Annotated in this window: 9 protein-coding genes; 6 read left to right on the top strand and 3 right to left on the bottom strand. The window is 75.0% G+C overall.

Going from position 1 to position 12,004, the window contains the following annotated elements; all coding sequences use genetic code 11:
• Nucleotides 1–57 precede the first annotated feature (57 nt).
• A complete protein-coding gene (gene paaK / locus AB0D28_RS20120) occupies nt 58–1,365 on the top strand; it encodes a phenylacetate--CoA ligase PaaK (RefSeq protein ID WP_357387784.1) in 1,308 nt (435 codons plus the stop codon).
• A 1-nt stretch (nt 1,366) separates the two neighbouring features.
• Nucleotides 1,367–1,765 (top strand): hydroxyphenylacetyl-CoA thioesterase PaaI, encoded by a 399-nt coding sequence (gene paaI, locus AB0D28_RS20115; RefSeq protein WP_357387782.1) that lies wholly within the window; start codon nt 1,367–1,369, stop codon nt 1,763–1,765.
• A gap of 73 nt (nt 1,766–1,838) precedes the next feature.
• Here paaI and AB0D28_RS20110 read toward each other — a convergent pair whose 3' ends face one another.
• On the bottom strand, nt 1,839–3,806 hold the full coding sequence (locus AB0D28_RS20110) for an adenylate/guanylate cyclase domain-containing protein (protein ID WP_357387780.1): 1,968 nt from the start codon (nt 3,804–3,806) through the stop codon (nt 1,839–1,841).
• Nucleotides 3,807–4,074: 268 nt separating this feature from the next.
• Between AB0D28_RS20110 and AB0D28_RS20105 the strand changes: the two genes are divergently transcribed.
• From AB0D28_RS20105 to AB0D28_RS20090, 4 genes are all read left to right on the top strand, one after another.
• On the top strand, nt 4,075–7,014 hold the full coding sequence (locus AB0D28_RS20105) for an AAA family ATPase (protein ID WP_357387778.1): 2,940 nt from the start codon (nt 4,075–4,077) through the stop codon (nt 7,012–7,014).
• A gap of 114 nt (nt 7,015–7,128) precedes the next feature.
• Nucleotides 7,129–7,899, top strand: coding sequence for a DUF5995 family protein (locus AB0D28_RS20100; protein ID WP_357387776.1), 771 nt, complete (start codon nt 7,129–7,131; stop codon nt 7,897–7,899).
• A 96-nt stretch (nt 7,900–7,995) separates the two neighbouring features.
• Nucleotides 7,996–8,433: a hypothetical protein gene (locus AB0D28_RS20095; RefSeq protein ID WP_357387774.1), complete on the top strand. Its 438-nt coding sequence runs from the start codon at nt 7,996–7,998 to the stop codon at nt 8,431–8,433.
• A gap of 63 nt (nt 8,434–8,496) precedes the next feature.
• A complete protein-coding gene (locus AB0D28_RS20090) occupies nt 8,497–10,584 on the top strand; it encodes an amino acid transporter (protein WP_357387772.1) in 2,088 nt (695 codons plus the stop codon).
• Between the two features lie 28 nt (nt 10,585–10,612).
• Here AB0D28_RS20090 and AB0D28_RS20085 read toward each other — a convergent pair whose 3' ends face one another.
• Together AB0D28_RS20085 and AB0D28_RS20080 are read right to left on the bottom strand one after the other, a co-directional pair.
• On the bottom strand, nt 10,613–11,572 hold the full coding sequence (locus AB0D28_RS20085; protein ID WP_357387770.1) for a TIGR03557 family F420-dependent LLM class oxidoreductase: 960 nt from the start codon (nt 11,570–11,572) through the stop codon (nt 10,613–10,615).
• A 198-nt stretch (nt 11,573–11,770) separates the two neighbouring features.
• Nucleotides 11,771–11,977 (bottom strand): hypothetical protein, encoded by a 207-nt coding sequence (locus AB0D28_RS20080; protein WP_013286658.1) that lies wholly within the window; start codon nt 11,975–11,977, stop codon nt 11,771–11,773.
• Nucleotides 11,978–12,004 lie beyond the last annotated feature (27 nt).

Here is a 12,004-nt window from a genome sequence, read left to right as displayed (position 1 = left end):
CGGTGGGCGCAGCGCCCGGCGCGCGGCGTCCGGGGCCCGTCGTGCCAGGAGGTCACCGTGGAGGAGCGCACGCCCCGTCCGGAGGAGCTGGATCCCGTCGAGCGGATCGGCGTCGACGAGCTGCGCGCGCTGCAACTGGACCGGCTGCGGCACTCGCTGCGCCACGCGTACGACAACGTGCCGCACTACCGGCGCGCGTTCGACGCGCTCGGCGCGCACCCGGACGACCTGCGTGAGCTGGCCGACCTGGCCCGCTTCCCGTTCACCGCGAAGGCGGAGCTGCGGGAGAACTACCCGTACGGCATGTTCGCGGTGCCCCGCGAGCGGATCGCCCGGCTGCACGCCTCCTCCGGCACCACCGGCCGTCCCACAGTGGTCGGCTACACCCGCGCCGACCTGGACACCTGGGCGAAGCTGATGGCCCGCTCGATCCGTGCCGCCGGGGGCCGCCGCGGCGACCGGGTGCACGTCGCGTACGGCTACGGGCTGTTCACCGGCGGGCTCGGCGCGCACTACGGCGCCGAGGAGCTGGGCTGCACCGTCGTCCCGGTCTCCGGCGGCATGACCGAGCGCCAGGTCATGCTGATCCGTGACCTCGAACCGGAGGTCGTCATGGTGACCCCGAGCTACATGCTCGCCATCGTCGACGAGATGGAACGCCAGGGCGTCGACCCGCGCGCCACCTCGCTGCGGGTGGGGATCCTCGGCGCCGAGCCGTGGACCGAGGACATGCGCCGGGAGCTGGAGACCCGCCTGGACATGCACGCGCTGGACATCTACGGCCTGTCCGAGGTGATGGGTCCGGGCGTGGCGGTCGAGTGCGTGGAGACCAAGGACGGTCTGCACCTGTGGGAGGACCACTTCTACCCGGAGATCATCGACCCGGTCACCGGCCGGGTGCTGCCCGACGGGGAACGGGGTGAGCTGGTGCTGACCTCGCTGACGAAGGAGGCGATGCCGGTGGTCCGCTACCGCACCCGCGACCTGACCCGCCTGCTGCCCGGCACCGCCCGCCCGATGCGGCGGATCGAGAGGATCACCGGGCGGACCGACGACATGATGATCGTCCGGGGGGTGAACGTCTTCCCGACCCAGATCGAGGAGCTGATCCTGCGTACCCCTGCGCTGTCGCCGCACTTCCAGTGCGTGCTCGACCGGCGGGGGCGGCTCGACACGCTCACCGTCCACGTGGAGCGGCGCGCGGGCGCCGCCGCCGACGAGGCCGAGCGGGCCGGCGCGATGCTGGTCGAGCAGGTCAAGAACACCATCGGGGTGTCGGTGGCGGTACGGGTGATCGAACCGGACGGGGTGGAACGCTCGATGGGCAAGATGCGCCGCATCGTCGACCAGCGACGGGAGTCCTGAGATGGCCGGCCGTACCGCGGCGCACGACATGTTCGACGCCGACGTGGCGTCCAAGGGGCTCGGCATCGAACTCGTGTCGGCCGGCGACGGCGCGGCGGTGGCCCGGATGCGGGTCACCGCGACGATGCTCAACGGGCACGCGATCGGGCACGGCGGCTTCGTGTTCCTGCTCGCCGACACCGCGTTCGCGCTGGCCTGCAACAGCCACGGCCCGGCGACCGTGGCGGCCGGCGGCGAGATCAGCTTCCTGCGCCCGGTGCGCGAGGGCGACCTGCTGGAGGCGTACGCCACCGAACGCGTCCGGCACGGCCGCAGCGGCATCTACGACGTGACGGTACGGCGCGGCGACGAGGTGGTGGCCGAGTTCCGGGGACGCAGCCGCACCATCGCCCGCGACTGACCCGGACCGGCCGGCCGCCCGGTGACGTCCGGGCCGGAGTGGCCCCGTGCCCGCTCCGAACCGGACGTCACGCTCATGCGGCCAGCCCGAGCGGGCGCCCGCCGGGCTCGTTCCCTCGCCGGTTCCCGCCCGGCCGTCCGGGTGGTCCGGTCCGCTGCTCCGGCCACGCCGTGACCGCCGGGCCGGGCCACCGACCGGGCGTGACCTCGGATCGCGGGACGTCGCGCCACCCCTGCCGCTCCGCGGCACCCGGGACGGTCCCCGTGACGGGCCCGGCGCGCACCGGCTGCGCGGGCACCGCCCGGAGCGCGTCGGCCTGATCCAGCCGGTTCGGCGGGACGGGCGCCGGTCGGGCCCCTCCACCCGACCGGCGCGACCGTCCCGCCCCGAGCGGGCAGACGCCCCGCTCGTCGGCGTCCCGGGACGGGACGCCGGTTACCGCTCCCGGCCCGCGGCCGGCAGCGGAGTCCTCAGTGGCGCGCAGGCGGCGGGCGAAGTCCGCCCGTACCGCACGGGACAGCCGCAGCGCGGCCACCCGCGCCACCAGCGCGTCGACCGCCCAGCCGCCCGCCGGGACCGGGCGGACCAGTCCGGCCGCGGCCAGCGCCCGCAGCACCGGCTCGGCCCGGCCGGCGGGCCAGCCGAGCATCGCCTCCACCGCGTCGGCCCCGACCGGGCCGCCGCGGGCGGTCCCGGCCAGCAGCACCGCCCGGTGTGTGCCGTCGAGCCGGTCCAGCCGGGCGTCCACCAGGCGGCGCGCGGCGGCGGGCACGCCGCCGGGCTCGCCCGCCGGATCCGTGCCCGCGTACGCGGACGCGACCGCCGGGTTGCCGCCGACCAGCGGAATCAGGCGTGCGGCGAGCGCGGCCGGCCGCCCGGCCCGGTCGAGCAGGTGCCGCAGCAGCCGACCGGTGTCCAGCGGCCCGAGCGGCTCCAGCGGGATCCGCCGCGCCGGGGCGGGCAGCGGGTCGGCCGAGCCGGCGCCGCTGGTGGTGACGACCGCCAGTGGCAGCCCGCGTTCACCCGCCGCCACGTGGAGCTGGTGCAGGAACCGGCGCAGCGCCGGTGCGGCCCGGTCCAGGTCGTCCAGCGCGACCAGCACCGGCGCGTCGGCGGCCAGGCCGAGCAGCGTCTCGCGGCAGGCCACCACGGCGCGGGCCGCCACCGCGTCGTCGTCCGGCGCGGCCAGGAACGCGGCGAGCACACCGCCCGGCCCGTCCGCGACAGTGCCGTCCGGCCGGGGACGGACCAGGTCGGCCAGGGGCGCCAGTTCCCCGCACGGGTACGGCGGGCAGGACGTCACCCGCCGGAGCACCGGCACGCCGTCCACGCTCGACACGGCACCGGTCACCTCGTGCAGCAGCCGGCTGCGGCCGCTGCCCGGCGGTCCGACCAGGGAGATCCACCGGGGACGCCGGTCACGTAGCGCCCGGGTGACCTCGTCGACCGCGCTCGCCAGCTCGCGGCGGCGGCCCACGAGCGGGTCGCGGTGCCGGGGCGGCCTGCTACCGGCAGTCCCGGTCACCCGCCACACGTCCAGCGGAAGCGCCTTGCCGGCGAGTGTCAGCGTGGCCAGTGGACGCTGCTCGACCAGGCCGGCCACCGCGTTCCGGGTGACCGGGCAGAGCACGACCCCGCCCGGCGGCGCGTGCTCCTGCAGGCGGGCCGCCGTGGTGATCACCGCGCCGCTCGCCGCACCGTGGCCGCCGTCGCGGACCTCGGCCAGGTCCAGCAGCACCTCGCCGGTCGCCACGCCGACCCGCACGCGCAGCCGGACGCCGGCCGGGCTCCGCCGCGCCAGCGCGGCCTGGATGTCCAGCCCGGCCCGCACCGCCCGGTACGCGTCGAGACCGTCCGAACCGGACGCGCCGAACAACGCCATCACCGCGTCGCCGACGTACTTCTCCACCACGCCCCGCCAGCGGCGCAGCACCGAGGCCACGGTGCCGAAGTAGGCGCGCTGCAACGCCCGTACGTCCTCCGGGTCGAGCCGCTCGACCAGCCGCGTCGAGCCCACGATGTCGACGAAGAGGACGGTCACGACACGTCGTTCCTCGGGCACCGGCCGGCACGCCGCGATGACGGCTTTCCGACTCCACACGGGCGTGGTGATCGACATCGCACCCACCCTTTCCCCGGACTCCGGTACCTGACGACCACCGCAGACTTCCACCACCGGGTTCTCGGGGGATCTGTAGGACGACGTATGTCGGGCACGCGCAACCATTAGTCGTGTAGTCGACGCGAGAGGTACCAGTCCGGGCCCACGGCCGTAGAACCGCGCGGGAGCGGTGACTAGGCTGCGTCCCATGGCCGGCGACCTGGACACCGCACCGCTCGTCGGCCGTACCGGCACCATGGCGACGCTGCGGTCGGCGCTGCACGACGACCTGCGGCCCGGGCAGACCGGCGCGGTGTTCCTCACCGGAGAGAGCGGGGTGGGCAAGACCCGCCTGCTGACCGAGGTCGGCGAGCAGCTCCGGCAGGCCGGGGCGGTGGTGCTCACCGGCGCCTGCCTCGACATCGGAGACGCCTCGCCGCTGCACCCGGTACGCCAGGCGCTGCGCCGGCTCGACGCCGAGCAGGCCGAGGCGCGCACCACCGCGGCGATCCGCGGGGTGTTGCAGGTCTTCGACGAGGAGACCCCCGGCCCGGACGGCGCCGGGGCGCTGCTGGAACGCGTCGCCCAGGGCCTGCACCTGGTGGCCGGCGGACGGCCGCTGGTGCTCGTCCTCGACGATCTGCAGTGGGTCGACCGCAGCACCCGGCAGCTCATCCTCTACTTGCTGGCCGGGCTGGGCGACCTGCAGCTGTCGGTGCTGGCCGCGATCCGGGCCGAGTCGCTGCGCGGCGCGCATCCGCTGCGCCGGGTGCTCACCGAGCTGCGCCGGCTGCGGTCGGTGCGGGTGATCGACCTGCTGCCGCTGGACCGGCCCGCCACCGAGGAGCTGGCCGCCGCAGTCGTCGGCGCGCCGCTGCCGCCGGAGGCCGCCGACCAGCTCTGGCAGCGCAGCGGCGGCAATCCGTTCGTGGCGGAGGAGCTGGCCCGCGACCGGCGCGACGGCCGCGACGGTCTCTCCGACACCCTGCGCGAGGTCTTCCTCGACCGGGTCGACGCGCTGCCCCAGCCCGCGCACGCGGTGGTGCACGCGGTGGCGGTGGGCGTCGAGCCGGTCGAGCACTGGCTGCTGGCCCAGGTGGTGCGGCTGCCCGAGGAGGAGCTGCTCGACGCGGTCCGGGAGGCGGTCGCGCACCGCCTGCTGGTCGGCGCCGACGACGGCTACCGGCTGCGGCACCGGCTGGTCGCCGAGGTCCTGGCCCACGAGCTGCTGCCCGCCGAGCGGGCCGCGCTGCACCGCCGCTACGCCGAGGCCCTCACCGCCGTGCCGGCCGAGCTGCACCAGGCCCGGCTGGCGCACCACTGGCGGCACGCCGGCGAGCCGGCCCGGGCGCTGCCCGCCGCGATGGCCGCGGCCCGCGAGGCGGAACGGCTGCACGGGTACGCCGAGGCGCACCGCCACTGGTCGGCCGCGCTGACCCTGGCCACCGAGCCGCCCGCGGTCACGCCCGACGGGGCCCTGCCGGAGCCGGTCGAGGTGGACCGGGCTGAGCTGCTCAGCCACGCCGCCGAGGCCGCGCACCACAGCGGGGAGCACGCCCGCGCCCTGATGCTGCTGGAGGAGCTGGCCGACGACCCGTCCGGGCCACCGGTCTGCGCGCTGCGCATCCGCCGGGCCCGTTACCTGGCCGCGGCCGGCCGGTCGGCCCCGGCCGAGCAGGAGTACCGGCTGGTGCTGGCCTCGCCCGACTGCACGCCGCAGGAGCGGTGCACCGCCGCCGCCCGGCTGGCCGAGCTGCTGCTGCACCTGGGCCGCTACGCCGAGGCCGGCGACCGGGCCCGGGAGGCGCTGGCGCTCGCCGCCGACGTGCCCGGCACCACCTCCGAGGTGGTGATGGCCAGCGCCGCACTCGGGTTCAGCGAGGCGTTCCTGGAGGATCCGGCGGCCGGGCTGGCGGTGATGCGCCAGGCGCTGGAGACCGCCGAGTCCGCCGGCCGTCCGGAGGACGTGGCCTGCGCGTACCTGCACCTGGCCGAGCTGCTCACCGGGCCGCTGAACATCCTCGAGGAGGGGGTGGTGGTGGCCCGCCGGGGCGCCGACCGGGTCGCCGAGCTGGGGCTCGGCCGCACCTGGGAGACCCGGCTGCTGGCGGTGGCGACGAACGGGCTGTTCCGGGTGGGGCAGTGGGCGGAGGCGGAGAAGGTGGTCGCCGCCGCGCTGCGGCACCGTCCCTCCGGGGCGGACGCGGTCGAGCTGCTGCTGGCCCGGTGCCGGCTCTCCGTCGGGTACGGCGACGTCGAGGCGTCCGACCGCGACCTGGAGGCGGTCGCCACGGTGCTGGCCGGTGGCGGCGCCCGGCACGTGCTGCCGATGCTCATCCTGCGTGCCGGCCTGGCCATGTGGCAGGGCCGGCACGACCTGGCCCGGCAGGCGGTGCAGCGGGGCCTGACCGAGAGCCGGTCCGACGACGTGATCGTGCTGGCCACGCTGGCCTGGCACGGGCTGCGCGCGGAGGCCGAGGCGGCGGCCGGCCGCACGATCGAGGTGGACCCGAACGCGGTACGCCGGCTACGCGCCGCGGTCGACCGGGTGACAGGCAAGAGCGCCGAGGCGGGTGCGCCGGTGCGGTACGTGGCCGAGGGGTTCCTGGCGCTCTGCCACGCCGAGCTGAGCCGGCTCGACGACGGGCGCGGCGATCCCGCGCTGTGGGAGCGCTCCGCCGCCGAGTGGGACCGGCGCAACCACCCATATCCGGCCGCGTACTCCCGGTTGCGGCAGGCCGAGGCGCTGCTGGCCCGACGCAGCCGCCTGGCCACCGCCGGCAACCTGCTGCGTGAGGCGTACGCGACGGCCCAGTCGCTCGGCGCGGTGCCGCTGACCGCGGAGATCCGTACCATCGCCTCGCGGGCCCGGGTGGCGGTGGACGCCGCGCCGGAGGCGGCGCCGGTGCCCCGGCAGCGGGCGGCGGCGCCCGCCGGGCCGGCGGTGGACGAGCTGGCGACGCTCACCCCGCGGGAGCGGGAGGTGCTCGCCGCGGTGGCCGAGGGGCTGACCAACCGGGAGATCGGCCAGCGGCTGTTCATCAGCGAGCGGACCATCGGCGTCCACGTCTCGCACATCTTCGACAAGCTCCAGGTACGCACGCGGGTGCAGGCCAGCGCCATCTTCCTGCGCAACGGCGCGGAATAGGCGTACGCCGGCAATACGTCGTTCGACGGATCCCCCTGTGGACGGTGGCTGGCAGGCTGTCCGGCGGAACAGGGGTGGTGGCGTCGTGGGGGCGTCGGCCGTTGTGGAGGAGAGATGACCGAACCGGTCTGGGGTCCTGTGCACCAGGACATCGTCGGCCTGCTCGCCGACCATCCCGCCGACGTGCCCGCGGTCGTGGACCATCTGACCAAGTTGCAGGATCTGCTGGTCCGGCTGCCGCCGTTGCAGGAGAGCTGCCCGCTCGCCGACTTCAACAAGCTCTACCTGGTGATCACCAGTACGGTGCTCGACGGCCTGTACGACGACCGGTTCCGCGACCCGGCCTTCCTGGCGCGGCTGGACGTGGAGTTCGCGGCCCGCTACTTCGAGGCGCTGCGGTTCTGGACCGACTCCAGCCCGAGCACCCCGAAGGCGTGGTCCTGCCTGTTCCGGCGGATGCGGGGCCCGGACGCCCGGCCGTTGCCGTCGGCCGCCGCGGGCGTCAACGCGCACATCAACTACGACCTGCCGTTCGCGCTGGTGACCACGTTCGACAGCCTGGAGTCCGAGCCGATCGACGCCAGCGACCAGCACCGCGACTACCTGGAGATCAACAAGATCTTCGCCGAGCGGATCCCGGAGCTGCGCCGCGGTTATCTGGACAACTGGCAGCTCATGATCGACATGGTGAACGGCGACATCGACGACTGGTACCAGGGTGAACTGGTGGAGTACACCCGGAACGTGGCCTGGCGCAACGCGCAGAAGATCTGGCGCTGCCGGCACGACCCGGAGGCCCGCGAGTGTGAGCGGACGCGGCTGGACGACAACGCCGCGCTGCTCGGCCGGCTGCTGCTGTCGCCCCTCGGGGCGTTCCTGCAGTAGCCGGGACGGGGGGTTCCCGCGTCCCGCCGTCCGGGCGCGGGGCGCGGGAACGCCGTCCGCGGGTGTCGGGGCCGCCGCACCGGGTACGTCGCCGCCGTGCCACCAGACGAACAGGCCGGCCCCGCTGCGGTCCCGCCGGGCCCGGCCCGCCGCTTCCCGTTCCGCTTCGACCCGGCGTTCCGGCTGCCGCTGGCGCTGCTCGGTGTCCGGCCCGCCACGGCCTGGCTCGACTGGGGCCCGGACGCGCTCGTCGTCCGGTTCGGCCCGTGGCTGCTGCGCACCACACCGGGCAACGTGACCGGGGCCGAGCTGACCGGGCCGTACCGCTGGTGGCGGGCGATCGGCCCGCACCTGTCGCTGGCCGACGGCGGGGTGACCTTCGGCGCCAGCCTGGCCGGCGGGCTCTGCCTGCGCTTCGCCGAGCCGGTGCCGGCGTTGGCCCCCGGCCCCTGGCCGCGGCACCCGGCGGTCACCGTGACGGTGGCCGACCCGGCGGCGGTGCGCGACGCCCTGGCCGGCGGACCGGATCTTTGACCGGTTCGGCCGGGCCGCGCCCGGGACACCCCCTACCGTCTTCATAGGGACGAAGGGGAGCAGATGGGGCAGGCGGGGGAGCCGGAACAGCCCCGGCGTACGCGGAACCGGCGCCGGGAGGCGCACGCGGCCGCGGCGGCCCGGGCCGGGCGACACGGCGACCACGCCGGCCGCACCGTGCCGGAACTGCCGGAACGGGTGGCGGCCCCGGCGCGGCCAGCGGCCCCGGCGGGACGGCTGCACAGGTGGTTGTTCGCGCACCGCGTCGAGCCGGTCGGCCCGGAGGTCGGCGAGCACCAGACCCGGTCCCACCCGTGGTGGCAGGTGATGTGCCTGACCGGCGTCGACTACTTCTCCACGCTGTCCTACCTGCCCGGCATCGCCGCCGTGGCGGCCGGCGCGCTCAGCCCGCTGGCCACGCTGCTGATCGTGGCGCTGACCCTGCTCGGGATGCTGCCGATGTACCGCCGGGTGGCCCGGGAGAGCCCGCACGGGCAGGGCTCGGTGGCCATGCTGGAGCGGCTGCTGCCGTTCTGGCGCGGCAAGGTCTTCGTGCTGGTGCTGCTCGGCTTCGTCGCCACCTCGTGGATCATCACGATCACCCTCTCCGCCGCCGACGCCAGCGTGCACCTGCTGGAGAACCCGGTCCTGCCCGCGTCGTTCCCGCACGGCGGCGCGGCGGCGGTGCTGGTCACGGTGGTGCTGCTGCTCGTGCTCGGCGGCGTGTTCCTGCTCGGGTTCAGCGAGGCCGTGCAGGTCGCCATCCCGCTCGTGGTGGCGTTCCTGACGCTGAACGCGGTGGTGGTGGTCGCCGGGGTGGCCGAGGTGGTCGCCGACCCGGGCCTGCTCGGCGACTGGACCGGCCGGCTGGCGCACACCGGCGGGCCCGGCGACGTCCTGGTCACGAGCGTGCTCGCGTTCCCGCTGCTGGTGCTCGGCCTGTCCGGCTTCGAGACCGGGGTGAGCATGATGCCGCTGGTGCGCGGCGAGGGCGACGACCCGCGGCGGCGGCTGGACGCCCGGATCCGCAACACCCGAAGGCTGCTCACCGCCGCCGCGCTGATCATGTCGGTCTACCTGATCGCCACCACGTTCGTCACCACGGTGCTGATCCCGCCCGGGGCGTTCGCCCCCGGCGGGCCGGCGAACGGGCGGGCGCTGGCGTTCCTCGCCCACGAGCACCTCGGCGAGGCGTTCGGCACCGTGTACGACATCAGCAGCGTGCTCATCCTCTGGTTCGCCGGGGCGTCGGCGATGGCCGGGCTGATCAACATCGTGCCCCGCTACCTGCCGTCGTACGGCATGGCGCCGGAGTGGGGACGGGCGGTGCGCCCGGTGGTGCTGGTCTACACCGCGATCAGCGTCGCCATCACGATCGCCTTCTCCGCCGACGTGAACGCCCAGGCCGGCGCGTACGCCACCGGCATCCTCGCGATGATGGTCTCCGGCGCGATAGCGGTCACCATCGCGGCGTGGCGGGCTCGCGGCCGCGCGGCCGCTGCCGGGTTCGCGCTGCTCACCGCCGTGCTGCTGTACGCGCTTGTGGAGAACGTGGTGGAGAAGCCGGACGGGATCACCATCTCCGGTTTCTTCATCGCCGGGATCATCGCGGTGTCGCTCATCTCCCGGGTCACCCGTACCACCGAGCTGCGCGCCGAGCGGATCGAGTTCGACGAGGCGGCCCGCCGCTTCGTCGACGAGTCGGTCGCCCGGGACGGGCGGCTGCACCTGATCGCCCACAAGCGGCAGAGCGGGTCGGTCAAGGAGTACCGGGTCAAGGAACGGGCGCAGCGGTCGATGAACCCGGTGCCCGGCGCCGCCGACGTGCTGTTCCTGGAGATCGACGTGAGCGACCCGTCCCAGTTCAGCCAGGTGCTGCGGGTGCGCGGGGTGGAATCCGGCGGCTACCGGATCCTGCGCGCCAGCAGCCCGGCCGCGCCGAACGCGATAGCCGCGATCCTGCTGGCCCTGCGCGACGCCACCGGCGTACGCCCGCACTGTCACTTCGAGTGGTCGGAGGGCAATCCGATCGCGCATCTGCTGCGTTATCTCATCCTCGGCCGGGGCGACACCCCGCCGGTGGTGCGGGAGATCATCCGCAAGTCCGAGCCGGACCCGACCCGCCGCCCCGGCATCCACGTCGGCGGCTGAGGCGCGGGGGACCGGCCCGGCGGCGGGACTAGCCGAGCGCGCGGACCCGGGCGAGCAGGTCGCCGGCGCAGAAGTCCAGGAAGCCGTCCGGGTCCGGCCCGGCGTTCTGCAGCACGATGTGGTCGAAGCCGGCCTCGACGTACGTCCGTGCCTTCGCCACGTGCGGCTCGGCGTCCGGGCCGACGGAGAACTGCTGCCGGATGTGGTGGTCCTCGACCCAGGTGGTGGCGGCGTCGAAGTTCACCGGGTTGGGCAGCTCGCTCATCACCTTCCAGCCGGTGACCGCCCAGCGGCTGGTCTCCCGGGCCGCGCGCACCGCCGACTCCTCGTCGGCGGCCCAGGCCATCGGCACCTCGGCGTAGCGCGGACCCTGGCCGCCCGCGTTGCGGTACTGGTCGACGATCGACGACTTCGGCTCGGTGGCGAACAGGCCGGTGCCCAGTTCGGCCGCGAGACCGGCGGATTCCCGGCCGCTGGCCGCCACCGCGATCACCGGCGGCTGCTCGGGCAGGTCCCAGATCCGGGCGTCCTCCAGGTGCAGGTGCCGGCCGTCGTACGAGCGGTAGCCACCCTGCCAGAGCAGCCGGATGATCTCCAACGCCTCGCGCAGCCGCTCGTGCCGCCCCCGGACGCTGGGGAACCCCTGCCCGACGACGTGCTCGTTGAGCCGCTCCCCGGCGCCCACCCCGAGCGTGAACCGCCCGTCGGAGATCAGCGCCATGGTGGCGGCGGCCTGCGCGACGATCGCCGGGTGGTAGCGCACCGACGGGCAGGTGACGCCGGTCGCCAAGCCGAGGGTGGTGGTGCGGGCGGCGATCGCGCCGAGCGCGCTCCAGGTGAAACAGGAGTGCCCCTGCGCCTCCAGCCAGGGGTGGTAGTGGTCGCTCATCTCGACGAAGTCGAAGCCGGCCTCCTCGGCCCGGACCGCCTGCCGGATGAGTTCCCGCGGCCCGAACGCCTCCGAGGCGAGCTTGTAGCCGATCCGCATGCCCGGTCTCCGTTCCGTCGTCGGCGAACCGCTGCCGTTCCTACCGAACCGCTGCCGTTCCCACCCGACCGGCGGGCAAACCAGGCGAGACCCAGCCTCCTAGGACGGTCTAGGGGTGGTGACCGACCGCGCGGCGGGCACGGAACGGCCCGCGCTCGCCGGGCGGGCGCGGGCCGAGGGGAAGTACGGGGCGACGGCCTACTTCGACGGCTCCGGCAGCTTGCAGTCCACCTTCGGGTTGGCGCCGATGTAGTTCAGCGGGCCGGCCACGATGGTGACCAGGATCGTGCCCGCCTCCGCACAGTTGGTTTCGTCGTTGCCGTAGTAGCCGCGCTGACCGGCGGCGATGGCGCCGATGATGAGCCAGATGACGACCAGGACGCCGACTATCGAGGTGCCGCGCATCAGTTGCCTCCACTGGGGTCGTGGTGG

Source organism: Micromonospora sp. NPDC048169 (assembly GCF_040652815.1).
Classification (GTDB): Bacteria; Actinomycetota; Actinomycetes; order Mycobacteriales; family Micromonosporaceae; genus Micromonospora.
This window is presented reverse-complemented; position numbering and strand designations above follow the sequence as displayed.